The organism is Lapidilactobacillus wuchangensis (assembly GCF_003946645.1).
GTDB lineage: Bacteria > Bacillota > Bacilli > Lactobacillales > Lactobacillaceae > Lapidilactobacillus > Lapidilactobacillus wuchangensis.
In genome coordinates, this window is the sequence record NZ_RHOU01000005.1 from 108,050 (window position 1) to 132,840 (window position 24,791).

At 41.8% G+C, this 24,791-nt stretch carries 25 protein-coding genes and 11 tRNA genes; 34 read left to right on the top strand and 2 right to left on the bottom strand.

Annotation, left to right across the window (positions count from 1 at the left end):
• Positions 1-27 precede the first annotated feature (27 nt).
• The 32 genes from atpA (at position 28) to EKM82_RS06140 (ending at position 20,309) form a co-directional block, all read left to right on the top strand.
• Complete coding sequence (gene atpA / locus EKM82_RS05985; protein ID WP_125767404.1) at positions 28-1,542, top strand: F0F1 ATP synthase subunit alpha; 1,515 nt, start codon at positions 28-30, stop codon at positions 1,540-1,542.
• Positions 1,543-1,592: 50 nt separating this feature from the next.
• A complete protein-coding gene (locus EKM82_RS05990; protein WP_125767405.1) occupies positions 1,593-2,525 on the top strand; it encodes a F0F1 ATP synthase subunit gamma in 933 nt (310 codons plus the stop codon).
• 30 nt (positions 2,526-2,555) lie between these two features.
• Entirely contained in the window at positions 2,556-3,971 is a 1,416-nt protein-coding gene (gene atpD / locus EKM82_RS05995; RefSeq protein ID WP_125647306.1) for a F0F1 ATP synthase subunit beta, read from the top strand.
• Between the two features lie 13 nt (positions 3,972-3,984).
• A complete protein-coding gene (locus EKM82_RS06000) occupies positions 3,985-4,419 on the top strand; it encodes a F0F1 ATP synthase subunit epsilon (protein WP_125767406.1) in 435 nt (144 codons plus the stop codon).
• An 887-nt stretch (positions 4,420-5,306) separates the two neighbouring features.
• A complete protein-coding gene (locus EKM82_RS06005; protein WP_125767407.1) occupies positions 5,307-5,960 on the top strand; it encodes a YczE/YyaS/YitT family protein in 654 nt (217 codons plus the stop codon).
• Positions 5,961-6,065: 105 nt separating this feature from the next.
• Positions 6,066-6,296, top strand: coding sequence for a DUF1146 family protein (locus EKM82_RS06010; protein ID WP_125767408.1), 231 nt, complete (start codon positions 6,066-6,068; stop codon positions 6,294-6,296).
• A gap of 12 nt (positions 6,297-6,308) precedes the next feature.
• Complete coding sequence (murA, locus tag EKM82_RS06015) at positions 6,309-7,610, top strand: UDP-N-acetylglucosamine 1-carboxyvinyltransferase (RefSeq protein WP_125767409.1); 1,302 nt, start codon at positions 6,309-6,311, stop codon at positions 7,608-7,610.
• A 306-nt stretch (positions 7,611-7,916) separates the two neighbouring features.
• Positions 7,917-8,906 (top strand): rod shape-determining protein, encoded by a 990-nt coding sequence (gene mreB / locus EKM82_RS06020; RefSeq protein WP_125767410.1) that lies wholly within the window; start codon positions 7,917-7,919, stop codon positions 8,904-8,906.
• Positions 8,907-8,922: 16 nt separating this feature from the next.
• A complete protein-coding gene (locus EKM82_RS06025) occupies positions 8,923-9,108 on the top strand; it encodes a DNA-directed RNA polymerase subunit beta (protein WP_225419671.1) in 186 nt (61 codons plus the stop codon).
• A gap of 21 nt (positions 9,109-9,129) precedes the next feature.
• Positions 9,130-9,435, top strand: coding sequence for a membrane protein insertion efficiency factor YidD (yidD, locus tag EKM82_RS06030; protein ID WP_125767412.1), 306 nt, complete (start codon positions 9,130-9,132; stop codon positions 9,433-9,435).
• A 3-nt stretch (positions 9,436-9,438) separates the two neighbouring features.
• Complete coding sequence (locus tag EKM82_RS06035) at positions 9,439-9,657, top strand: DUF2969 family protein (protein WP_125767413.1); 219 nt, start codon at positions 9,439-9,441, stop codon at positions 9,655-9,657.
• 31 nt (positions 9,658-9,688) lie between these two features.
• Positions 9,689-10,912 carry an FtsW/RodA/SpoVE family cell cycle protein gene (locus EKM82_RS06040; protein ID WP_125767414.1) on the top strand — a complete coding sequence of 408 codons (1,224 nt, stop codon included), beginning with the start codon at positions 9,689-9,691 and terminating at the stop codon, positions 10,910-10,912.
• Positions 10,913-11,626: 714 nt separating this feature from the next.
• Positions 11,627-11,926 (top strand): glycine cleavage system protein H, encoded by a 300-nt coding sequence (locus EKM82_RS06045; protein WP_125767415.1) that lies wholly within the window; start codon positions 11,627-11,629, stop codon positions 11,924-11,926.
• A 10-nt stretch (positions 11,927-11,936) separates the two neighbouring features.
• On the top strand, positions 11,937-12,725 hold the full coding sequence (gene sufC, locus EKM82_RS06050) for a Fe-S cluster assembly ATPase SufC (RefSeq protein WP_125767416.1): 789 nt from the start codon (positions 11,937-11,939) through the stop codon (positions 12,723-12,725).
• A gap of 9 nt (positions 12,726-12,734) precedes the next feature.
• Positions 12,735-14,015 carry a Fe-S cluster assembly protein SufD gene (sufD, locus tag EKM82_RS06055; RefSeq protein WP_125767417.1) on the top strand — a complete coding sequence of 427 codons (1,281 nt, stop codon included), beginning with the start codon at positions 12,735-12,737 and terminating at the stop codon, positions 14,013-14,015.
• Positions 13,984-15,210: an aminotransferase class V-fold PLP-dependent enzyme gene (locus tag EKM82_RS06060; protein ID WP_125767418.1), complete on the top strand. Its 1,227-nt coding sequence runs from the start codon at positions 13,984-13,986 to the stop codon at positions 15,208-15,210. The genes sufD and EKM82_RS06060 overlap by 32 nt, the downstream gene beginning before the upstream one ends.
• Positions 15,207-15,656: a Fe-S cluster assembly sulfur transfer protein SufU gene (sufU, locus tag EKM82_RS06065; RefSeq protein WP_125767419.1), complete on the top strand. Its 450-nt coding sequence runs from the start codon at positions 15,207-15,209 to the stop codon at positions 15,654-15,656. The genes EKM82_RS06060 and sufU overlap by 4 nt, the downstream gene beginning before the upstream one ends.
• The gene (gene sufB / locus EKM82_RS06070; protein WP_125767420.1) at positions 15,643-17,076 is read left to right on the top strand and encodes a Fe-S cluster assembly protein SufB; all 1,434 of its coding nucleotides are present in this window, start codon (positions 15,643-15,645) and stop codon (positions 17,074-17,076) included. The genes sufU and sufB overlap by 14 nt, the downstream gene beginning before the upstream one ends.
• A 241-nt stretch (positions 17,077-17,317) precedes the next feature.
• Positions 17,318-17,776, top strand: coding sequence for a DUF6790 family protein (locus tag EKM82_RS06075; protein ID WP_125767421.1), 459 nt, complete (start codon positions 17,318-17,320; stop codon positions 17,774-17,776).
• A 266-nt stretch (positions 17,777-18,042) separates the two neighbouring features.
• Positions 18,043-18,318, top strand: a complete 276-nt coding sequence (locus EKM82_RS06080) for a hypothetical protein (protein ID WP_125767422.1) — start codon at positions 18,043-18,045, stop codon at positions 18,316-18,318.
• A gap of 37 nt (positions 18,319-18,355) precedes the next feature.
• Positions 18,356-19,045, top strand: a complete 690-nt coding sequence (locus EKM82_RS06085; RefSeq protein WP_125767423.1) for a L,D-transpeptidase — start codon at positions 18,356-18,358, stop codon at positions 19,043-19,045.
• A gap of 252 nt (positions 19,046-19,297) precedes the next feature.
• Positions 19,298-19,369: transfer RNA gene (locus tag EKM82_RS06090), tRNA-Glu, on the top strand.
• 36 nt (positions 19,370-19,405) lie between these two features.
• A tRNA-Ser gene (locus tag EKM82_RS06095) sits at positions 19,406-19,495 on the top strand.
• 21 nt (positions 19,496-19,516) lie between these two features.
• A tRNA-Met gene (locus EKM82_RS06100) sits at positions 19,517-19,590 on the top strand.
• Positions 19,591-19,592: 2 nt separating this feature from the next.
• Positions 19,593-19,666 (top strand) — tRNA-Asp (locus EKM82_RS06105).
• A gap of 11 nt (positions 19,667-19,677) precedes the next feature.
• Positions 19,678-19,750, top strand: a tRNA-Phe gene (locus tag EKM82_RS06110).
• 2 nt (positions 19,751-19,752) lie between these two features.
• A tRNA-Tyr gene (locus tag EKM82_RS06115) sits at positions 19,753-19,833 on the top strand.
• A 5-nt stretch (positions 19,834-19,838) separates the two neighbouring features.
• Positions 19,839-19,909: transfer RNA gene (locus EKM82_RS06120), tRNA-Trp, on the top strand.
• Between the two features lie 13 nt (positions 19,910-19,922).
• Positions 19,923-19,995, top strand: a tRNA-His gene (locus tag EKM82_RS06125).
• A 9-nt stretch (positions 19,996-20,004) separates the two neighbouring features.
• Positions 20,005-20,076: transfer RNA gene (locus EKM82_RS06130), tRNA-Gln, on the top strand.
• 43 nt (positions 20,077-20,119) lie between these two features.
• Positions 20,120-20,190, top strand: a tRNA-Cys gene (locus EKM82_RS06135).
• 34 nt (positions 20,191-20,224) lie between these two features.
• Positions 20,225-20,309, top strand: a tRNA-Leu gene (locus tag EKM82_RS06140).
• 106 nt (positions 20,310-20,415) lie between these two features.
• Here the strand turns inward: EKM82_RS06140 and EKM82_RS06145 are convergent.
• A complete protein-coding gene (locus EKM82_RS06145; protein ID WP_125767424.1) occupies positions 20,416-20,994 on the bottom strand; it encodes a sugar O-acetyltransferase in 579 nt (192 codons plus the stop codon).
• Between the two features lie 258 nt (positions 20,995-21,252).
• Positions 21,253-22,029 (bottom strand): ion transporter, encoded by a 777-nt coding sequence (locus EKM82_RS06150; RefSeq protein ID WP_125767425.1) that lies wholly within the window; start codon positions 22,027-22,029, stop codon positions 21,253-21,255.
• 385 nt (positions 22,030-22,414) lie between these two features.
• Between EKM82_RS06150 and EKM82_RS06155 the strand changes: the two genes are divergently transcribed.
• Together EKM82_RS06155 and EKM82_RS06160 are read left to right on the top strand one after the other, a co-directional pair.
• Entirely contained in the window at positions 22,415-23,140 is a 726-nt protein-coding gene (locus EKM82_RS06155) for a LytR/AlgR family response regulator transcription factor (RefSeq protein ID WP_164508140.1), read from the top strand.
• Complete coding sequence (locus tag EKM82_RS06160) at positions 23,140-24,414, top strand: GHKL domain-containing protein (RefSeq protein WP_125767427.1); 1,275 nt, start codon at positions 23,140-23,142, stop codon at positions 24,412-24,414. The genes EKM82_RS06155 and EKM82_RS06160 overlap by 1 nt, the downstream gene beginning before the upstream one ends.
• Positions 24,415-24,791: the final 377 nt, after the last annotated feature.

Here is a 24,791-nt window from a genome sequence, read left to right on the forward strand (position 1 = left end):
TTTTAAGAGTAAAGCGAGGTGAATCGGTTGAGCATCAAAGCTGAAGAGATTAGTGCATTAATTAAACAACAATTAGCAAATTATCAAGACCAGCTAAAGGTCGATGAAGTTGGGACTGTTACCTACGTAGGTGATGGGATCGCTCGGGCCCATGGTTTGGATAACGTGATGTCCAGTGAGCTGTTACAATTCTCTAATGGTTCATACGGGATCGCTCAAAACTTGGAAGTCAACGATGTTGGTATCATTGTTTTGGGTAAGTTTGATGATATTCGCGAAGGCGATACAGTTAAGCGGACAGGACGAATCATGGAAGTTCCTGTTGGTGACGAATTAATTGGTCGTGTCGTTAATCCTTTGGGCCAACCGGTTGACGGTGCCGGTCCAATTAAGACAACTAAGACACGTCCAATCGAATCACCTGCGCCTGGTGTTATGCAACGTCAATCTGTTGATGAACCATTACAAACTGGTTTGAAGGCTATTGATGCCTTAGTACCAATTGGTCGTGGTCAGCGTGAGTTGATCATTGGTGACCGGAAGACTGGTAAGACTTCGATTGCCATTGATACCATTTTGAACCAAAAGGGCCAAAACATGATTTGTGTTTACGTCGCTATTGGTCAGAAGGAATCAACTGTTCGTGCTCAGGTTGAAACGTTACGTAAATTTGGTGCGTTAGACTATACAATCGTTGTGGAAGCCGGTCCTAGTGAACCAGCACCACTATTGTATATTGCCCCATATGCTGGTTCAGCAATGGGTGAAGACTTTATGTATCGTGGCAAGCATGTGTTGATCATCTTTGATGATTTAAGTAAACAAGCTTCCGCTTATCGTGAAATATCATTGCTGCTTCGTCGTCCGCCTGGTCGTGAAGCTTATCCTGGTGATATTTTCTACTTGCATTCACGTTTGTTGGAACGGTCTGCAAAGTTGAGTGACGCCTTGGGTGGTGGTTCAATGAGTGCTTTGCCAATCATTGAAACTCAAGCCGGAGATATTTCTGCTTATATCCCAACTAACGTTATTTCAATTACCGATGGTCAGATTTTCTTGGAAAGTGATTTATTCTATTCAGGAACTCGTCCAGCCATTGATGCCGGTGCTTCCGTCTCTCGGGTCGGTGGTGCAGCACAGATCAAAGCAATGAAGAAAGTTGCCGGGACCTTGCGGGTTGACTTGGCTTCTTATCGTGAATTGGAATCATTCGCTCAGTTTGGTTCTGATTTGGATGAAGCTACTCAAGCTAAATTAAATCGTGGTCGACGGACTGTCGAAGTATTGAAACAGCCTTTGCATCAGCCACTACCGGTTGAAAAACAAGTTATTATTCTATACGCCTTAACTCATGGTTTCTTGGATAGTGTCCCAGTCGACGATATCCAACGTTTCCAAGACGAGTTGTTCGCTAACTTTGATAGTAATCATGCTGATTTGTTGAAGCAGATTCGTGAGACTGGTAATTTACCAGCAGATGATGATATGCAAGCAGCTCTTAAATCATTTAGTGAAGGCTTCAGCGCTAGTGCTGCTAAATAGTTAGTTTGATACTAGTTGCCATATAAGTTAGCAAAGGAGTGGTGAGATCATTGGCTGAATCATTAATTGATATTAAACGGCGAATTGCTTCCACCAAGAAAACTGGTCAAATCACCAGTGCCATGCAAATGGTTTCTGGTTCTAAACTAGTTCGGTTGGAAGATAAGTCTACTAATTACCAAGTTTATGCCAAGAAAATTCGCGAAATCGTCACCCATCTTGCTGCTAATAAAGTTTTGGAGCTTGCTCTCATGCGCCAACATGCGAAAAGCAAAACTGGGACCACCGAAGAGGATGTTTTATCGTTAAACAACCTCTTAGTTGAACGCCCAGTTAAGAAGACTGGTTACTTGGTGATTACCAGTGATCGTGGTCTAGTTGGCGGTTATAACAGTAATGTACTCCGCTCAGTAATGGATATTTTGTCCGATCATAAAGATCCTAGTGAATATGCCGTCATGGTTGTTGGTGGTATGGGCGCTGAGTTCTTTAAGTCCCGGGGTGTTCAATTAGCTTATGAGTACCGTGGTGTTAGTGATTCACCAACTTTTAACGAAGTTCGGGGAATTGTTAAGACGATGGTTACCATGTTTGATGATGGGGTCTTTGATGAGTTATACGTTTGTTATAACCATCATGTCAATTCACTATCATCAGCTTTTCGAGCTGAAAAAATGTTACCAATTACTGATCTTGATACTGATAAGGTCCACAATACGGCGGCAACTGAATATTTAGCTGATCCGTCAGTTGATGTGGCTTTAAATGCCATTTTGCCTCAGTATGCTGAAAGTTTGATTTTCGGTGCTATTATGGACGCGAAAACGGCCGAACATGCATCGTCAATGACTGCAATGAAGAGTGCTACGGACAATGCCAATGACTTGATCCGTGACCTTTCCACACAGCTGAACCGGGCAAGACAAGCACAGATCACAACGGAAATTACAGAAATTGTTGGTGGAGCTGCGGCTCTTGAATAAAATTTAGAGAGATGGGAGGAATTATAACGCATGAGTGTTGGTCATATTGTTCAAGTTATTGGACCAGTTGTTGACGTTGAGTTTCCCCTCGACGAAGGGTTACCAGACATTAACTCTGCATTGAAAGCAACTAAAAACGACGACTCAACAGTTGTCCTTGAAGTTGCGCTTGAACTTGGTGATGGCGTAATGCGTACCATCGCAATGGAGTCGACAGATGGCCTCCAACGTGGCATGGAAGTTGCTGATTCCGGCGCACCGATTTCGGTGCCAGTCGGTAAAGAAACTTTAGGTCGTGTCTTTAACGTTTTAGGCGAAACAATCGATTCAGGTCCAAAATTTGGTCCTGACTTCCATCGTGAAGGTATCCATAAAGCTGCTCCTAAGTTCGAAGAATTAAGTACTAGTTCGGAAATCTTGGAAACAGGGATCAAAGTTATCGACTTGCTTGCCCCATATATTCGTGGTGGTAAAGTTGGGTTGTTCGGTGGTGCCGGTGTTGGTAAAACCGTTTTGATTCAGGAATTAATTCATAATATTGCCGAAGAGCATGGTGGTATTTCGGTCTTCACTGGTGTCGGTGAACGTACTCGTGAGGGTAACGACCTTTATTTCGAAATGAAGGGCTCCGGTGTTCTGGAGAAAACCGCCATGGTGTTTGGTCAGATGAACGAGCCGCCTGGTGCCCGTATGCGGGTTGCCTTGACTGGGTTAACCATTGCGGAATACTTCCGTGATGTTGAAGGTCAAGATGTTCTGCTATTCATCGATAATATTTTCCGATTCACACAGGCCGGTTCTGAAGTTTCTGCCCTTTTGGGTCGGATGCCTTCAGCCGTAGGTTATCAGCCAACATTGGCCACAGAAATGGGGCAATTGCAGGAACGGATCACTTCAACTAAGAAGGGTTCTGTTACTTCAATTCAAGCCATTTATGTGCCTGCCGATGACTATACTGACCCTGCACCTGCAACAGCGTTTGCCCATTTGGACGCCACAACTAACTTGGAACGTAAGTTAGTTGAACAAGGTATCTATCCTGCTGTTGATCCACTGGAATCTTCTTCTAGTGGTTTGGATCCACAAATTGTCGGTGAAGAACATTACGCTGTAGCAACTCGTGTTCAGCATGTTTTACAGCGATATCGTGAATTACAAGATATCATCTCCATCTTAGGGATGGATGAATTATCCGATGATGAAAAAGTTTTAGTTGCTCGTGCCCGGAAGATTCAGTTCTTCTTGTCACAGAACTTCTTCGTTGCCGAAGCCTTCACTGGTCAACCTGGTTCATATGTGCCTGTTAAAGACACCATTGCTGGGTTCAAAGCTATTTTGGATGGTAAATATGATGATTTACCTGAAGATGCTTTCCGTAGTGTTGGTAAAATCGACGATGCCGTTGCTAAAGCAGCTAAAATGGGTTACAAACATCAAGACAATTAAGGAGGCATAAGCAATGGCGGAATCTGTAAAGATGTTCACCGTTAACATTGTGACTCCCGACGGTGTGGTCTATGATCATCACGCCACGCTACTTGTAGCTTGTGCCGTTGATGGTGATTTAGGTATCATGGCTAACCATGAGCCGATCATCGCACCACTTGCGATTGGTGAAGTTCGTGTTAAACGGACAGATAACCCTGATCATCAAGATGCAATTGCCGTAAATGGTGGTTTTCTCGAAGTGAACGATAATGTTGCCTCAATTGTGGCCGATAGTGCCGAGCGTGCTCGGGATATCGATGTTTCTCGGGCTGAACATGCTCGGGAACGGGCTCAACAAGAGATCAAAGCTGCTGAAGCACAACATGATATTGACGAAGTTAACCGCGCGCAAGTTGCTTTAAATCGGGCTATTAATCGAATTAACGTTTCTAAGCGTCATCATTAATTTGAATAAAAGGGATCATCGCATTTTGCGATGATCTTTTTTTGTGGATAAAATTATTGAGAGGAGGACGATAAAACAGAATTCAGTTTGACTCCATTTCGGACTTGTTGGTTGTGGAACGCGGCCGACGCTGATTGAAGTTGTTCTGACGGAAGTCTCCAATACAGGTCTTATTGTAAGTGTTAAAGCACAAAACGCGTTCAGAACTGCAAACGGCTATGATTGACTGAAATAATTGCTCGATCTGGTTGCACCAGCTCAATCAATTATTTGCAGTTACTCTACGCCGAAAAACCGCTGCTCATCACACTCTAACAATAATTTGGCGGCTGACGACAATGCTCTCCATTTCGTCTGGATTTGACTTTATCTCCTTCACTATTGTTAGTGCTTAACGCCAATATAGTTGGTTGTATCAACCAATTTAGACAGTGATTACACACAAATACTAAGATCAAAATTGCTGCTTAACACTTTGAGTCTTATTCTGTTTTCTCAATCAAACTATTAATTTATGCCAATTAGGTTTCCTAACAGTGGTGCTGAATTAAACTGTTTTATCAGGCAGGAGCCTAGCGATTGGCGTCAGCTGTGAAATTATTTTTAGTAATTTATTGCTTAGAATAAGCCTCGCATTTGAAACAATTTGGTTTGTAATTGGTTCAAATAGATGGCCACAGCGTTCCACGCCCACAAAATCGCTGAGCCTCTGCCAATTCTAACTAGGGAGCGACACCGACTAGATTGAGTTCAAATTTTGAGCGTTTCTTAAAAATAAAGTATTGACAATCAATGGAATAGTTTTTCTCAGTTAATTGGCGTAAGATAGTGAACAACGAATAGTTTCACAAAAAATGATTTCAGCAGATCAATAGGAGTACAATACTTTGAAAAGTAAAGATTTCAATCGTCGACTTGGTTATTTAATTTTTGCGATTGCCTTAGATGCAGCTGCTAATGCCTTAATGATCCACAGTAATTTAGGTAGTGCGGTTTGGACGGCCTCCGCGGTCAACTTAGCTCAACTGTTAAAAATCTCCAACGGCACCACACTATTTGTTTATGCTATTTTGGTGTCAATTACCAATCAATTCTTGTTAAAGCATTTTGATGGTCGTATTTTTATTTCAAATTTGATATTTGCGCTACCGTTTAGTTATTTAGTCGATCTTTTTGTCTATCTATTACAACCGCTGAATATTGGCCAGCTTAATTTTCCTTTACGGTTACTTTGCGATGTGACTGGATTAATCGGAATTGCTGTGGGGATTTCGATTTATCAACGTTGTAATATTGTCCAACATCCTAATGATGAATTAGCTTACTTGTTGCGTTTTAAATATCTTCACGATTCGGCTGGTTTGGGCCAATTGATTAGTTATGTGCCGCCATTTTTAGTAATGCTGATTTGTTATTTGGCAACTGGACATTTGGTGGCTGTAGGAATTGGCACGATTTTAGCGATTTTCACCCAAGGTTGGATCATTGGCTGGGCCGATCAGTTAATTGTACCGTCATTAAAACATCACTTTCGCGAATAACTTGCTTCAGTTTGGTAATAATTACCAAGTAATCGCAAATAATTATCCGAGTTTTTATGTAAAGTATGATAGACTAAGTAGTAAATCAAATTGGGAGGATCAGTGATGAATTCGGTTAATTTACAAGCATTATTTTCAATTCTCAGCTCGTTAGCATTTATTTATTTAAGCTATCAAGCCTTGTCCGTGGTTCGATTTGATATTTTTTTACACGATCATCAAGAAGCTAAAGCACGGATTCTCAAATTATTATTAGCCATTTGTATTGGTTACACAGTTAGCTCTTTCTTAATTTCGATCATTATGAACATTCAGAACGTTATCTTCGGTTATTAGTGAGGGATTAGAATGGAAGAAATCATCATCCAAGGTGGTCATCAACTTCAAGGTACGGTTAAAATCGATGGTGCTAAAAATGCCATTTTGCCAATTATGGCTGCAGCATTACTAGCAGAGACTGGCACCACGGAAATTGACGCGGTGCCGATTTTGGCGGACGTTTTTACGATGAAATCAGTCTTAGCAGCTTTGAATGCTGAGGTGGACTTCGATCAGCAGCGGCAGCAGTTGCGGATTGATGCTAGCAAGCACTTAGCCGTTGAAGCCCCCTTTGAATTAGTTTCCAAAATGCGCGCCTCAATTGTGGTCTTAGGCCCTTTGTTGGCCCGATTAGGTCATGCTAAAGTGGCCATGCCTGGTGGCTGTGCGATTGGTTCACGACCAATTGACTTGCACCTCAAGGGCTTGCGACAATTAGGTGCTAAAATTACGCAGAATAGTGGCTATATTGAAGCCGAAGCGACGAAGTTGATCGGCGCTGACATTTATTTGGATTTTCCTAGTGTTGGTGCAACTGAAAATATTATGTTGGCCGCTGTTTTGGCTGAGGGCACGACTTTTATTGAAAATGCCGCTCGGGAACCAGAAATTGTTGATTTAGCAATTATGCTGGATAAAATGGGTGCTAATATTTCTGGTGCCGGTACCGAGACGATTAAGATCGTTGGCGTTCAGCATTTGCATGGCGTTAATCATCAAGTGGTTCAAGATCGAATTGAAGCTGGGACCTTTATGATTGCCGCCGCCATTACTCATGGTGAAGTTTTAATTAAAGACGCGATTGCTGCTCATAATCGGCCCTTGATTTCTAAGTTAGTGGAAATGGGGACGACGATTGTGGAAAATGATGCCGGTGTTTTAGTTAAAGGACCAGCACAATTGCAAGCAGTTAATGTGAAAACAATGCCGCATCCTGGCTTTCCAACTGATTTACAACCGCAAATGACGATTGCCCAATTACAGGCTGCTGGTGTGAGTGTCATGAATGAAACGGTCTTTGAGAATCGCTTCATGCATATGAATGAACTACGGCGAATGAATGCGGATTTTGAAATTGAAGGCAACACGCTTTTTCTGCATGGGCCGGCGCAATTAAAAGGTGCCCAAGTTGATGCCACTGATTTGCGTGCAGCGGCAGCATTAGTCTTAGCCGGACTAGTTGCTGACGGCGAAACGCGGGTGACTCATTTACAGTATTTAGATCGTGGCTATTATTTGTTACATCAAAAGTTAAGTCAACTTGGTGCTGATATTCGGCGCAGTGAGGTCTTTGAAGATGGCGCTGAACGACCAGTTTTAACGGCATATTAAGCAAATAATGAGTTGTATCGGCTAGTGGTCTAGTCAGGTACACCTCATTTTGTTGTGTTAGGGCAGTGAAAGACCATCGCCCCTCACAACTAAGTGAAATCGTGTTCAGCCTGATAGCCCGCTATGGCTAATTTAATTAATCACTCGATCTGGTTGCACCAGCTCAAGCAATTAATTGAAATTAGCCTACGCCGGCTGATCATCAGGCTGAACAACTACTTATTATTAAGCTAATCTAAAGGCGCATTGGCGGTTTAATTGAAGTGTGCTATAATTTTTCAGTGAATAGCGAGAGGAGTAACAGGCATGGCAAAAGATATCGGAATCGATTTAGGAACGGCTAATGTGTTAATTAACGTACGAGGGAAAGGTATCGTTCTTAATGAACCATCAGTTGTTGCAATCGATACGACCAGTGGCAAAGTAGTTGCCGTTGGTGAAGACGCCTATCGAATGGTTGGTCGGACCCCCGGCAACATTAGGGCAATTCGTCCTTTGAAGGATGGAGTCATCGCTGATTTTGATATTACCGAAGCGATGTTAACTCATTTTATTAATAAATTAAATGCGAAATCATTTATGTCTAAATTAAATATTTTGATTTGCTGTCCAACAAATATTACTTCAGTTGAACAAAAAGCAATTGTTCAGGCAGCTCAAGCAGCTGGTGGGCACAAAGTTTATCTTGAATTAGAACCAAAAGTAGCCGCTGTTGGTGCTGGGATGGATATTTTCAAACCTCAAGGTAATATGGTCATTGATATTGGTGGTGGTACTAGTGACATCGCTGTTTTATCAATGGGTGAAGTGGTCACTAGTCGTTCGTTACGTTTGGCCGGTGATAAGATGGATGCTTCGATTGTCAACTATGTTAAACAGAAGCATAACTTATTGATTGGTGAACGGACTGCCGAAACGATTAAGAAAGAAATCGGCACAGCTTATGAACCAGACCAAGACAAGGAAATTGAAGTTCGTGGTCGTGATTTAGTTGATGGCTTACCAAAAGAAATTACGATTAATGCCAGTGAAGTTGAACAAGCTTTACATGAAAGTTTGATGAATATTGTGGCGGCGGCCAAAGAAGTTTTGGAACAAACCCCACCAGAGTTATCAGCTGATATTATTGATCGTGGCATTATGCTGACCGGTGGTGGCGCCTTATTACAAGGAGTCGACCGCTTATTCTCTGACCAATTAAAAGTTCCCGTCGTTTTGGCCGAAAATCCTTTGGACTCAGTGGCTTTAGGAACAGGGATGTTGCTGGAAAATATTGCACATCACCAACAGTATTAAAGCGGAGTGATGGTTGTTGAAATTTAAAGTTGATCAGAGTCATGTGTACTCGGTTTTAAAATTTTTAGCTTGGATTTTATTAGCAATTGTGCTGGCTTTTGTGATTGGCGCCTTGATTGGTTACGGGATGTCTGGTAAGGGCAGTCCTTTCGCTGTCTTTTCGCCGCAAACTTGGCAGCATGTTCTTGATTTCTTGCGTTGATTTTATAATGAGGTGATTTAGATGCGACGAGTATTAATTGGGCTGATTCACGCCTATCAGCGTTATATTTCGCCATTGTCGCGGCCTCATTGTCGGTATTATCCAACCTGTTCAAGCTACATGTTGGGCGCTATTGAAAAGCATGGTGCTTTTTTAGGAACACTCATGGGGATTGCGCGGATTTTACGGTGTAATCCCTTTGTCCGTGGTGGCTTTGATCCAGTTCCAGATTGGTTTACTTTGCGCCGCCATCCTCATCCCGAATTATTCGAAGATGAAATCATTGCGGCTAAGTTTCATCCTGATAAGGTAAATAAAAAGGAGTAGTTTATGGCAAAACAAACACAACCAGTTGAAGTTAAACTTGTTGATCAAGACGAGACTCACTGGCAATTAGAAACGACTCAAGGCCGGTTAATCGGTCGGATTGTTAAAGATGGCAAGCGTTATTTGAGCTATTTTGGTCTGGAGACCCAAGCGGGACGGCAACATAGCCTAGAAGAAGCAACTCAAGACTTACTGTTGCAATATAATCTCCATCAACATTAAGTCACGTTAGAAACAATAAAGGTGGTTAGTTATGCCGGTAGAGCAACATTCAGAAGAAAAAGGATCCAATCGCATTGATTATGGGATTTTATTTTCAGTCTTAATGCTGGCATTGTTCAGTATTGTGGCTGTCTACGTGGCGACCAGCCATGACAGTAGCGCCACTTCTAGTCCAGTGCGAGCAGTCATCATGCAGATTGCCTGGTATACCATTGGGGCAATTGCTGTTGTGGTGATCATGCAATTTGATGTGGAACAATTGTGGAAAATTGCGCCATATGCGTATGGCGCAGGTATTTTCCTGCTAATGGCGGTCCTAGTGCTTTATGATAAACAACAATTTATTATGACTGGTGCTAAAAGCTGGTTTAGCTTTCATTCCTTTACTTTTCAACCGTCGGAGGTAATGAAACCGGCCTTTATTATTATGCTAGGTCGGGTGGTTACCCAGCACAATGTTAAATATCCAGTTCATAGTGTTAAAAGTGACTTTATCCTTTTAGGGCGAATGTTAATCTGGACAGCGCCAGTTGCCGTACTATTGAAGTTACAAAATGACTTTGGGACGATGTTGGTCTTCTTTGCCATTTTTGCGGGCATGGTGCTGGTTTCTGGGGTTTCGTGGAAGATTATTGTCCCGGCTTTCTTGGCAGTCGTGCTTGTCGGCGGTGGGACTATTTACTTGGTCACCCAAGATTGGGGTCAGCAGATTCTCGGCCATTTTGGTTTCAAAACTTATCAATTTCAGCGAGTTTTAAACTGGTTAAATCCCTCGCAAGATACAAGTAATAGTGGGATGCAGTTGTGGCAGAGCATGAAGGCGATTGGTTCTGGACAAATGACTGGTCGCGGCTTTAATCAGATTAAAGTTTACGTGCCCGTTCGTGAATCAGATATGATCTTTTCCGTGATCGGCGAGAATTTTGGCTTTCTAGGCAGTTGTGCTTTAGTTTTACTTTATTTCTTGCTGATTTATCAAATGATCAAAGTGACTTTTGATACGAAGAACGAATTTTATGCTTATGTCTCCACTGGTGTGATTATGATGATTCTCTTCCATGTTTTTGAAAACATTGGGATGAGTATTGGCTTACTACCACTAACGGGGATTCCATTACCCTTTATTTCCCAAGGTGGTTCGGCCTTACTGGGCAATATGATTGGGATCGGCCTGGTAATGTCAATGCGTTATCATTATAAGAGCTATATGTTCACGAATCGCGAAGATCAAGATTTTCAAAATTCGCAAATTTAGTTGAGCTTAAGTGAACTTTTTCAAAAAGAGTTGTTAGATGTAGAAACTGTGCTGATTTTTTAAATCAGTACAGTTTTTTAATTTGGCTTAGTCAGCTAACAAATGCTAGTAAAAATAATTAAACAGAATAGTGACTGGCGCCATTGTGAGCTTTTTAGTTGCAGAACGCGGTTGACGAAAAAATCCCGCCGTTTTGTTTGAGGTCGAGGTGGCTTATTTTACTTGTTAGCGCTTAAGGCTAATAAAATGAGATGACTCAGTTAAGTTAAACAGTGGTTACATTTGAACGGCACAAGCGAAACGACTGATTGACCATCTTGGCGCTTGTGTTGATTTTAAATGTCGTAGACTTGCCAATTAAACACGTATTTCTAAAAGTGGTGTTGAGTCGAACTATTGAATCAGGCAGGGGCCCAGCGATTGGCGTCAATGGCCAAATTATTCTTAGTGGCAAGGCCACTTAGAATAAGACTTGTGTTTGAGATTGTTGCGAAGCAATAAGCTCAAACCAATGTCGGCCATGTTCCACGCCCACAAAATCGCTGGACCCCTGCCGTTTTCTAACTAGGTAACTTTTCAACTCGTTTTTGGAACCAACCTTTTTTTCGTACTTTTAATAAGTAAAAAATATAACACCGTTAGTGGATGTGTTATAATTCAACTATCAAAAACACTAAAATAAATTTGAAGATTCCTAAATATGGAGGTTTTATTATGGCTACAGAGAATTATTTCTGGACGAATGAATTAGCAGACGGCTCAATTCAGTTAGGTTTAAATGAAGCTGGACGTGATTTGCTTGGTGAAATCCGCTTTGTCGATTTACCAAAAGTTAACCAACAAGTCACTGCTGGCGAAACTTTAATTGAAGTTGAAGCTGAAAAGATGGTTCAAGATTTGCCAACGCCAATTACTGGTGAGATTGTCTCAGTTCATCAAGAATTAAAAGATCAACCAGAGCTTTTAAGTGACAGTGATCAACAAAAAAATTGGGTTGTAACTTTAAAAAAATAGGGAGACTATGATGGCAACTTTAACGATTAAAGACTTACATGTGCGGATTGACGATGAAAGTGGTCACAAAGAAATTCTTAAGGGTGTGAACTTAACCATGAAAACTGGGGAGATTCATGCCATCATGGGCCCCAACGGTACTGGTAAATCAACTCTTTCAGAAACAATTATGGGCAATCCGCGCTACAAAGTAACTTCTGGCGACATTTTACTTAATGGTGAAAGTTTGTTAGATCAACCGGTTGATGCCCGGGCCCGGGCCGGATTATTTCTAGCGATGCAGTACCCTGCTGAGATTATGGGTGTTACCAATGCTGAATTTATGCGGGCAGCGATTAATTCACGGCGGCCTGATGATAATCCGATTTCTGTGCGAGAATTTATTAAGCAATTGGATCAGAATTTAGCGTTATTGGACATGAACGAAGCCATGGCGGAACGTTATCTTAACCAGGGTTTCTCTGGTGGCGAAAAAAAGCGTAATGAAATTCTGCAATTATTAATGATCAAGCCATCATTTGCGATTCTTGATGAAATTGATTCCGGCTTGGATATTGATGCCATGAAGGTGGTTGCTAAAGGGGTAAATTCCATGCGTGGCGATAATTTCGGCTCCTTGATCATTACCCATTATCAACGGCTGCTTGATTATATTGAACCAGATGTGGTCCACGTGATGATGGGCGGCCGAATCGTGAAGTCCGGGGATGCCCAATTGGCTCAGAAACTTGAAGCTGAAGGTTATGCCGGCTTACGTGATGAATTAGGATTAGATATTAAGTTAACTGACGAAAATTAGGAGGTCAAGATGAGTAGAAAAAAGGCTTTTTGCGAATTAAGTGACCTCCAACAATACAGTCAACAATTAAATGAACCAGCCCTTGCTTGGCAATTTCGCCAGGCTGCTTGGCAAGCTACGCTGACGGCGCCAAAACCTGACTTTGCTAAAATTAATTATCGCCCTTGGGCAACTTTGAACGGTCAGCTTGCAGTCGATTCAACGACGGCAGAGCCAGTGGAATCCAGTGCCCAAATTTCCCAAGTCGCAGGTCGACCGGTTCAAATTAACTTGTCAGCTGAGGCTCAAGCCGCTGGTGTTGAGGCCCTTGATTTAGTTGCGGCTTGGCAACAGTGGCCAGATTTGATGGAACAGTATTATGGCCGAGTTTTACCAGCAGCTAGTCAACAGCTGGCGGCAACTCATTATGCCACCGTCAATAGTGGGGTGGTGATTCGAGTTCCCGCCAAGGCGAAGTTGACCACACCATTAACTTTGGATTTTAGTGAGAACGGTTTGGATCAACAACTAAATAGTCAGCATGTTTTGTTAATTGCTGGCGCTGACAGTGAGTTTTCAATTTTAGAAACGCGGCAAACTTTAGGTGATCAGCAGCCTAGTGCTAGTATTGTTGAAGAATTGGTGCTGCTTGCGGGCGCCAAAGTTCGTTTTGCGGCGATTGATCAACTGGCTTTAACCACCTATTTGGCGCGCTATGCCCAGCTTGCTGATAACGCCCGCTTAGATTGGGCGTTAGGCATTATGAATGAAGGCGACATCCTAGCTGATTTTAATACTGATTTAAATGGTCAGGGGAGCCAAAGTGAAGTTAAAGCGGTGGCAATTTCTACTGGCAGTCAAAACCAAGGTATTACCACCCGAATCACGAATTATGGGCAACATACGAAAGCTAATATCTTACAACATGGGGTCATTTTAAGTGACGCGACCTTGATTTTTAATGGGGTGGGCCACATTGTCAAAGGTGCTCGTGGCAGCGACTCCCAACAAGAAAATCGGGTGCTGATGTTGTCAAGAACCGCTCGTGGCGATGCTAATCCGATTTTACTGATTGATGAAAATGATGTTCGTGCTGGCCATGCTGCGTCAGTGGGACGTGTTAATCAAGAACAAATGTATTATTTAATGAGTCGGGGCTTGTCGAAGGATTTGGCTGAGCGTCTCGTTATTCGCGGCTTTTTAGGATCAGTTTTAAGTGAGATTCCTGCTGCTGATGCGCGACAAATTCTGACGGATACAATTGAAAGGAAGCTTATCGATGGTCAAAGACATCGCGACCGCGCGCAATGATTTCCCCTTATTAAAAACACAAATGAATCAAGAGTCGCTCACTTATTTGGATAATGCGGCCACCACTCAGAAACCGCAAGCGGTGATTGAGCGACTGGTTGATTATTATCAAACTGAAAATGTTAATGTTCAACGTGGTGTCTACGCTTTAGCTCAGGCAACGACGGCCAAGTATGAACAAGTTCGCCAGCAAGTGGCGGATTTTCTTCACGCTCAGGCAGATGAGATTATTTTTACCCGGGGGACGACCACCAGTTTAAATTGGGTCGCGCAAAGCTTCGCGCCAACTGTGATTCAACCAGGCGATGAAATCCTGATTACGATTATGGAACATCATAGTAATTTAGTGCCGTGGCAGATCGTCGCTAAAAAACTGGGTGCGCATTTGCGCTATGTTGAATTAAATGATCAAGCGGAATTGGATTTAGCCCAATTGCAGGCCAACCTGAATCAACGGACGAAAATCGTGGCGTTGACGCAAGTTTCTAATGTTTTAGGCACGATTAATCCAATTAAGCAGATTACGGCTTGGGCACACCAAGTTGGGGCTTATGTGGTCGTTGATGGTGCACAGGCGGCGGGGCATATGCCAGTTGATGTGCAGGCACTTGATTGCGATTTCTACGCTTTTTCGGGGCATAAAGTTTATGGCCCCACTGGTATTGGCGTTTTATATGGTAAAGCAGCCTTATTACAACAAATGCCACCAGTGGAATATGGTGGCGAAATGATCAATCGGGTTACTCGCCAAAGCACTGATTTTAAGGCGGCACCGGCAAAATTCGAAGCTGGCACGATGCCAATTGCCCAAGTGATTGGTTTAGGGGCAGCACTGGACTATTTAACCAGCTTAGGTTGGTCGCAAATTGAAGCACAAGAACAGCATTTAGTGCAGTTGGCCGGTTCACAATTACAAGCCATTCCCGGGATAACTTTGTATGGCCCACCATTGTCAAAACCACATGCGCCGGTGTTGTCCTTTAATTTAACTGGTGTCCATCCTCATGATTTGGCGACTGTGCTTGATAGCCAAGGGGTAGCTGTCCGTGCTGGCCATCATTGTGCCCAACCTTTGATGGCTGCCTTGCAAGTAAGTGCTACGGCTCGGGCTAGTTTTGCTTTTTATAATAATGATCAAGATGTCCAACGATTAATAACGGCCGTTAAATTGGCTAAGGAGTTCTTCCAAGCATGAAAATTTCGCAATTAAATGATTTATATCGACAATTAATTATTGACCACGCCCAACATCCTCATCATCATGGGCAGTTGCCCCAAGCTGATCAAAGTGTTAATCTCAATAATCCCACTTGTGGTGATGTGATTGACCTGCAAGTTGTTTTTAAGGATCAGCAAATTAAGGAGATTGCTTTTAGCGGTGATGGCTGTTCGATTTCTCAGGCGTCGGCTAGTATGATGTGCGATTTGGTCAATGGGCAGACCATTAGTCAGGCTAAACAAGAGATTGCCGTTTTTCTAGAAATGCTGATGAATAATCCGGATGAACCAAGTGATATTTTAGGGGATGCGGCGGTTTTGGCAGCCGTCGTTAAATTTCCCGCTCGGATCAAATGTGCCACATTGGCTTGGAAGGCGCTTGAACAAGCAATTACACAGGAGGAACAACATGCCGGAAACTAAAAATACCAAGAATAACGAAGATATGTTGGCCAGTGTGCCAGCCTTCGTTGATTACGATTATGGCTTTAGCGACAATGTTCAACCTGTCTACAGTACTGGCCGTGGTTTAACCGAAGCGACGGTGCGCGAAATTTCTGCCGCTAAGCACGAACCAGATTGGATGTTGCAAATTCGCTTACGAGCTTATAAAACCTATTTAAAAATGCCGATGCCTAATTTTGGCCCTGATTTATCCGGACTTGATTTGGATAACATGCTTTATTATCAAAAGGCCACTGATCGGCAATACCGTGATTGGGATCAAGTGCCTGATAAAATCAAAGACACCTTTGAACGGTTAGGTGTGCCCGAGGCAGAACGAAAGTACTTGGCTGGTTCTTCAGCACAGTACGAATCGGAAGTGGTCTACCATAATATGCGCCAGGAGTTCGAGAAGCTGGGCATTGTCTTTATGGATATGGACTCAGTTTTGAAGGAATATCCCGAGATGGTCAAGGATTATTTTGGCACCTTGGTTCATATGAATGACAACAAATTTGCCGCTTTAAATACGGCGGTTTGGTCAGGTGGTACTTTTATTTATGTGCCGAAGGGGGTTAAAACCGATATTCCTATTCAGGCTTACTTCCGGATCAATGCGGAGAATTCTGGCCAGTTTGAGCGGACTTTGATCGTGGTGGATGAAGATGCTAGCGTGAACTACGTTGAAGGCTGTACGGCCCCTAATTATTCGTCTGACAGCCTCCATGCCGCCGTGGTCGAAGTTTTTGTTAAACCACGAGGCTATTGTCGTTACACCACCATTCAAAATTGGTCGAAAAATGTCTATAGTTTGGAAACAAAACGAGCACAGGCCTTAGATGATGCGACGATGGAGTGGGTTGATGGTAACTTAGGCTCAAAAATCACCATGAAATATCCCAGCGTTTATTTGGATGGCCGTGGTGCACGGGGCACGATGCTTTCGATTGCCGTTGCCGGCGAAGGTGTGATTCAGGATAATGGTGCGCGGATGATCCACGATGCACCCAACACCTCAAGCTCAATCGTTTCGAAGTCGATTTCTAAAGACGGTGGTGCAGTAAATTATCGTGGCACGGTACGTTTTGGCCGTAAAAGCGATAATTCTTTCGCCCACGTTGAATGTGATACGATCTTAATGGATGAGAAGTCCAGTTCTGACACAGTGCCTTATAATGAAATTCTCAATGGTAACGTGGCCATGGAACACGAAGCTAAAGTGTCGAAAATTTCTGAAGAGCAACTTTATTATTTAATGAGTCGTGGTATTTCAGAAGAGAAAGCCACGGAAATGATCATCATGGGTTTTGTCGAACCTTTCACCAAACAATTACCAATGGAGTATGCTGTCGAGCTAAATCGCTTGATTAGTTACGAGATGGAAGGTAGCGTCGGCTAGCCCTTAAATATTAACGCCAAGTGCTGGTAAAACAGGACTTGGCGTTTTTTTATTATTCAGAACAAGTGGCGCTTTGTCAAAATTAATGGGTGAAAATAGTAGCGAACGTTTTACATTTACATTTCCTAAATGTGGCTTTTTATCGAATTATTTTTTAGGAAAAAGGTCGCAGTTTGCCTTAAATAGCGGTATGGCCGTGAAGTAAGTTAGTGTAAAATACCGGCTTGGGAGGTGTGGTAAATTGATTTATATCATTAGCTACTTATTTTTCGGAATATTATCGTTTATCTATGCGTATTTTAACCAAGGTAATGGCCAATCGTGGTACTACAATCTGTTCTTAATTCAGTTAGTGGGCAACATTGGCTTCTTTGGCTTGTTTAATTTTATCGGCCATGTTCTTTTACGCCGTAAAGTTGCCAAATCAATTGGCTGGCAATCAAATGGCTTTCAAATTGAATTGGGCTTGGTTTCGTTAGGTATTGGCATTTGTGGTATTTTAAGTTATTGGCTTCGCGGCGGCTTCTGGTTGGCGACGCTGATTCCGATGGCAGTGTTTTTGATTGGTGCGGGGCTACTACATATTTCGGAAATGATTCGCGCTAAGAATTTCAATCCGGGTAATGTGGTCATTGTGGTGCCAGATTTTTTAATTCCACTAACATTGGGTATTCTTTATTGGCTGGCAATGATTAAGTAGATTAGTAAAATTGCTGAAACTAAATTATCGCTGACGTTGTTTTTGTTCACTGTACGGTAATTTAAGTTAATTGGCAGTTTTTCAATCGCCACAAACGAGTAATATCACAATCAGATAACGACTAGATTTCATTCTGATAACAAGTAAGAAAAGGCGCTGACAGGGCTATTCAGCACTGGGACTCTTGCGGTACACTGAACTTGTGAGTTCGCAATTGCATGTTGAATCGTGCGGTATTAAGAATAATCTGACAGTAGGTGAGCTTAATGGCAAAATTTGTGGGAATAGCACTTGGCTTAATGATCGCCATCAGCGTCTATCGACTTAATTGTCGCCGCTATGCCAAAACGGTTCTCGCTTTGTTATTAACACTTTTTCTGGCCATTTTAGGGATCATTTGGTTTCGCCAAGGCCTATTTGCTGCTGGATTATGGCTATTGGGTAGCTATTTGGTCATCTACTATTTGCAACTGATGCATCATAAATGGCAAAAATATTTATTGCTGATTACTGGCTCGTTATTAAGTTTACTATTGATTTAATCAGCAGGTGGATTTAATTTTTGGGAGAAATCATTTTATGGAGAAACCAACTCGGAATTATGTATTATTGACTATTTTGTTTGGTTGCTTATTGCTGGGCTTTGTTGTGTATCGCGGGTTAAAACCTCAAGCACCACAAAATTTAGTTTTAGCCAAAACGCAAAGTCAACGTGCCAAACAAGAAAAAGCTGCTGCAACAAGTAAAAAAGCATCAACGGCTGACGTCAGTAGTAAGTCCCCAAAGAACTTTACCAAGTCGTCATCAGCTCAGACTAGTAAAAAGACCATGCCCGTTGATTGGCAAGGCCCCTCAGAGACTAAGCCTTATCCCACACTGCAGCCAACTGATTGGATCAAAGTGTCGTTAAAGAACCAGCGAACTTATTTGATGCGGGATCAGACAGTTCTGTATACTATGCGCTGTTCAACTGGTTCTGGTGGTGATCGGGCTACGCCGGCCGGAAACTTTGCTATTCAAAGTGAACGTGGCGAGCAATTTTTTAACCAGCAATCTGGAGAGGGTGCTCGTTATTGGGTGTCTTGGAAAGACCATGGTATTTATTTGTTTCATAGTGTTCCCATCGATCACGAAGGGAACTACATTGTTTCTGAGGCCGAACAGCTAGGTAAAGTTGCCAATTCCCATGGCTGCATTCGCTTATCCGTAGCGGATGCCCAATGGTTATATAAGTCCGCAATTACTGGTATGAAAGTGGTTGTGGCCTAAAAACAATATTTTTTGAAATTTATTATTGCCGTCAGCGTTAGTTTTTGGTATGATAGATGACGTTGTGTTAAAGCAATTAGGTTAATGAAGGTTTGCCATCAGACAATTATTTAGTAATAGTAAGTTAATAAATAATTGATTTTAACTTTTAAAAAGATTAAAAATAGCGTTGACAAATTGTTCGTTTTCCATTATCATTGTTTAAGTCGTCTGATGTTATTACTTAGTTCTGAAGCGACGTTGCAATAGTATGGCCCCTTGGTCAAGTGGTTAAGACACCGCCCTTTCACGGCGGTAACATGGGTTCAAATCCCGTAGGGGTCATTGATATAAATTTTATATTTTTATCATTTTCAGCATGGAGGATTACCCAAGTCCGGCTGAAGGGAACGGTCTTGAAAACCGTCAGGCGGGTCAAACCGCGCGTGGGTTCGAATCCCACATCCTCCTTTAGTTTCATTTTAATATTATCGCGGGATGGAGCAGTCTGGTAGCTCGTCGGGCTCATAACCCGAAGGTCACAAGTTCAAATCTTGTTCCCGCAATTGGTTCCATGGTCTAGTTGGTTAGGACGCCTGCCTGTCACGCAGGAGATCACGAGTTCGAGTCTCGTTGGAACCGTTAGCTTAAATGGCTCGGTAGCTCAGTTGGTAGAGCAATGGATTGAAGCTCCATGTGTCGGCGGTTCGATTCCGTCCCGCGCCATTGGAGGAGTAGCGAAGTGGCTAAACGCGGCGGACTGTAAATCCGCTCCTTCGGGTTCGGTGGTTCGAATCCACTCTCCTCCATAAATAGGGATATAGTTTAAAGGTAGAACTATGGTCTCCAAAACCATCAGTGTGGGTTCAATTCCTACTATCCCTGTTTTACCGATATGGCGGTATTGGTGAAGCGGTTAACACACCGGTTTGTGGCACCGGCATACGTGGGTTCGATCCCCACATACCGCCCTTTTTTATTGGGTTATAGCCAAGCGGTAAGGCAATGGACTTTGACTCCATTATGCGCTGGTTCGAATCCAGCTAACCCAATTCCAATTATTTTGGATATTAGCTGTTTAGTTTTTGATATTGTGGCGGTATAGCCAAGTGGTAAGGCAGAGGTCTGCAAAACCTTCACCACCGGTTCAAATCCGGTTACCGCCTTTTGGCAACAGCCACAATAAAGAATTACTTTTTTGCCGGTGTGGCGGAATAGGCAGACGCGCTGGACTCAAAATCCAGTGCCCGTTGAGGGCGTATCGGTTCGACCCCGATCACCGGTATATATATTGTGGTAATTGTCTTAAATAAAAAGAACACTGATTAGTCAGTGTTCTTTTTTGTTGTCTCTAAATTGTTGTCCTTACTTTGATGGTTTCATATCCCAAATTATTCTCGCGAAATCTTATCTTTATCAGTAATCTCTCGAATAACGCGACAAGGGTTTCCGGCAGCAATCACGTTTGCAGGGATGTCTTTATTAACTAAACTCTTGGCTCCGATAATACTGCCTTGACCAATTGTGACGCCAGGGGTGATGGTGACGTCGCCGCCAATCCAAACATCATCTTCAATCACGATTGGTAAAGCAACTTCCAAGCCGGTACGCCGTTCAATTGGATCAAAAGCATGATTGGCGGTATACATGCTACAATTGGGGCCAATCAAACAATGCTTCCCAATGGTAATTTTGCCACCGTCCATTAAATAGGCATTTCTGTTGATAAACGAATCTTCACCTATGGTTGAATAAATACCGTAATCTGCCCAAACTGGTTCCATGATGATCACATTGGCAGCTTTTTTAGGAAACAATTTGGCTAGTAATTTAGGACGTTCGGGACTATTCATTGGTAATAAATTAAGTTGGTGACAAAGCGCCATTGCTTGGTCCCGTTCAGCAATTAGTTCAGAATCGCCATTAGGATCATACCATTTACCAGCAAAACTTTTTTCCTTTTCATTCATGTTTAGGTGTCCTTTCGTGTTTACAGAGTTTGTGTCGAATAAAAATACTTCTATCTAAACTAAAGCGGATGAAATCAAAAATCGGTCAAACAGCGTTGGCCAGTTATCGATCTAAAGATAGCTTATGCGATTAATGACAAAATTACAACAACAATAAGCGTAGGTAATGAACAACATGACGTTAATCAATTAAGTAGTAAGGCAGTCAGTCTGAGTTTTCTGAATAAAGTGCCAAGTTATCGATGAGACGATAGCTTTTCAATGATGTTTTGCAACATTAGTTCTCTGTCGTGTGAGTTGGTCAATTTTTTGACTAAGTTCATTATTTTGTTGCTTGAGGTCAGTTAATTCGTGAAGAATTTCTGTCATTTGATCTTGAGTATCATCTGGTGTTTGTTCGGTGAAATAACTGGTGATTGAGCTGGTTAACATGCCGATAAAGCCAATGCCAACGAACATTAACATAATTGCGGCGATACGACCAATAATCGTGTACGGCGAAATATCGCCATAGCCGACTGTTGTCGCAGTGGCAATTGCCCACCAGAAAGCATCAGCCAAGGAAACTTTCTCAGCTAATGAGTACATTACTGCAGCAATAACTAAAACAATCATAGATAGATAAATCAAATAAATAAAGCCATTCGTTTTTAAAAACTTACTGGCATGATTCTTTAATTTTCCTAGTAACCCAACTAGACGCGTAAAACGAAGCACCTTAGCCAATCGAGTTGCTTTCATTAGGCGTGCGACCCGAAACAAACGACTGATTCGGAAAAACGAGAATAAAGTATTAAAAGGAATAATTGCTAATAAATCAAAAATATTTGTCTTGAAGAATTGAAGTTTGTCCTTTGCCAATGCTAAACGTACAAAATAGTCTACGGTAAAGATGATGAGGATTGTCAAGTCAAAATAAGCGTAGGGCGGTTGATCGAGATTGATCGTTGAGCTGTAGTCAAGGATGACCAGAACAATCGAAATAACCGCTAGTAGTGAGATTAATACATGATAGATTTTTTTGAGTTTATTCATGGGATGTCAACAATTCTTTCAATAGTTTTTATGTAATCATTTTTATTTTACCTGTTAAAACAGTGGAATTGAATAACAACTAAATATTTATTTACCAGCAGTAATCAATACTAACGACATTTTTCACGACCAGACAATCATCATTAACGACTTTGTGGGTAAATCCGTCGTAAAGCTGGTTATCATTAAGATGACATTTAGCCAAATAACAGCGTGACAAAAATTTAATTATTGGGGAAATAGTTATTAAATAAAGCGGTTACGCTGTTTATAAAATGCAAAATAAGTATTATTTGATTTTTTGCTAATTCATAAATGTCAATTTATCTTATGGTTTACCTATGTTATGATAGAAAAAAAGTTTGTGAGATGTTGGGGGTTAGTGATGCTACTGATTCGAATTATTGAAGATAACAAAAATGATTATCAAAATTTAAAAACACAATTATTAAAGTATGCCTTTAGTCACGATGTTGAGTTAAAAACTGAGGTTATTCACGACTATCAGCATTTAAATCTACGAACTGCGCCTGAAGATGTGGCCGTTTATTTTATGGACATTCAATTAGGAGCCAGCAATGGAATTGAGTTAGCCAAGGAACTCCGGCAATATCAGCAGAATACTAAAATCGTCTTTGTGTCGGCTTTTCCAGAATATGTGTTTGATACCTTCGTGGTTCATCCGGAGTATTTTTTGCGTAAACCAATTGATTACACCGAATTGGAAAAGGTGATGTTGGCCTTAACTGCCGAGTTGACGGCTAACAATGAAGAAGAATTAACTGTTAAAGCCGTTCCTGATAACAGCGTCCAGGTCATTAAATTACAACGATTAAAAGCGATTAAGTTGCTGGACTCTGATAAACGTTTATTGCAGTTTATCACCACCGATCAAGAAATTTTGGCTCGGGGACGACTGGATCATTTCAAGAATGTGCTCAATGACCTGGCGTTTTATCAGTCCTACCGCAACACAATTGTTAATCTGAGCTTTATTCAAAAGATTGATCATGATGAGATTGAACTGGATTCAGGGGAACGATTGCCTTTGGCGGCCACTAAACGGTCTGAATTGTTGAAGAAGTTTATTGTCTTTCGAGGTCAAAACTAATGCCAGTTGGTCTGTTGAAAATTACGTTGTTATTAATGACGGCGGCGCTCTTAAATGTTGTCTTCATGACCTACTTAACTTTGTTTTTTCGCAAAAAAGCAGCACTGCGGCAATCCTTGGTGGTGCTTATTTTTCTCTTCAATTTAGGCTTGACCTTTGCGACGACGATGCTTCAATTACCAATTTATTTAAATGATTTGGTGATTTTTGTTGGCTGGTCACTATTTCTCATGCTCTTTCAGGGGAAAGTTTTCCTGAAGGGCTTATCGACTGTGCTTTTCTTCAGTGTTGAGGCAACTTTAGAAATTTTGATTCGGTTCATGTTGTATCAAAATAAAGCCGAATTTCGTGATGTCCAGCTGGATATTTATGTGAAGGTTATTAACGTTTTGATTTTGGCAGTGCTGGTAGTCATCGGTAAGCTGATTTTCCGGCGGCAATTAGGTCACTATCAGAGTCGTAATCTATATGGGTTACTATTCTTGCCGATTTCCAACTTAGTTATTTTGGCCAGTGTTTTCGGCGGGCACTATTATCAACGGCGCTGGTTGTTGTACTTGGTGGTGGTAATCGTCCTGTTGAATACATTTGTGAGTTATTACTTGGTTAGCGAAATCGACAAGTCAATTGCTGAAAGTGAGAAGAATCAAGTGATTGAAGCACAATTAAGCCATATTAAAATTCAGAACACGCAATTGGCGAATCAATATCAGTTAATGTTTGACCTGATCCACTCGGAAAATAGTTTTTTCTTGAATATTGATCAAGAGAAAATCACGAAAGCTGAGTTGGTTCAAGCAGTTGAACAGCGGTTGTTAAAAGTTAATGCGGTCTTGGTCAAGTTGGATAAGCCTGATAAAATCTCGGGTATTCAAACCGTCATGGATTATTTCGTCCGTGACGCTCAGAATCGGCAGGTTGAAGTGGTCCTCAATCAAGATACTAGTGGTTCTAGTTATCAAGACGTGGCTTCAGTTGATATTATGGCGATTCTGATTATTTTATTGAGTAACGCAGTGAAACAATCCGTCCGGGCCAAATATCCGTTTATGGGGATTAATTACATTCAAAATGAGTATGGCACGATTTATACCATTACCAATAGTTTCGTTCGTCGCCAGAAAATCGGTAAATATGACGTGAGTTCATTACAGCGCTATGGCTTAGATTTACAGCAAGTTGCGAAACGCGTTGCCGAGCTGCACGGTGAGTTTCGGATTTCCACAGAAAGTGATTTCTTTAAAGCAGAAATCGTGATTCCGACCACAGCTTAATGCACTGAAAGTAGCGGTCAGATCCAGCACTAATTGCGGTTGCTTAAAATAATCAGCAAGTAGGTAAATTCTGCAACGAATTTACCTACCTTTTTTGTTTTCGGAATTACCAAGCTGACGACGCGGATTTTTGAAGAATACACGTTCACCAATAATCGCTGGTAATCAAGAACGGCGGCGCACTTTTGAATCACGGTTGGGCAAATGATGGTCGTGTCGTTGAAATAAGCCTGATCCAGGTCAGTCGAATTAATATATTTTGAATGATTAGTTATTTTTTTAATCTAGAAATGCTGAATCAGTCACACTTTCGTAAGTGCTTACAATAATAAATGAATGAAATTTCTGAATTTCACCGGCAAAAAATTGACTTTCAC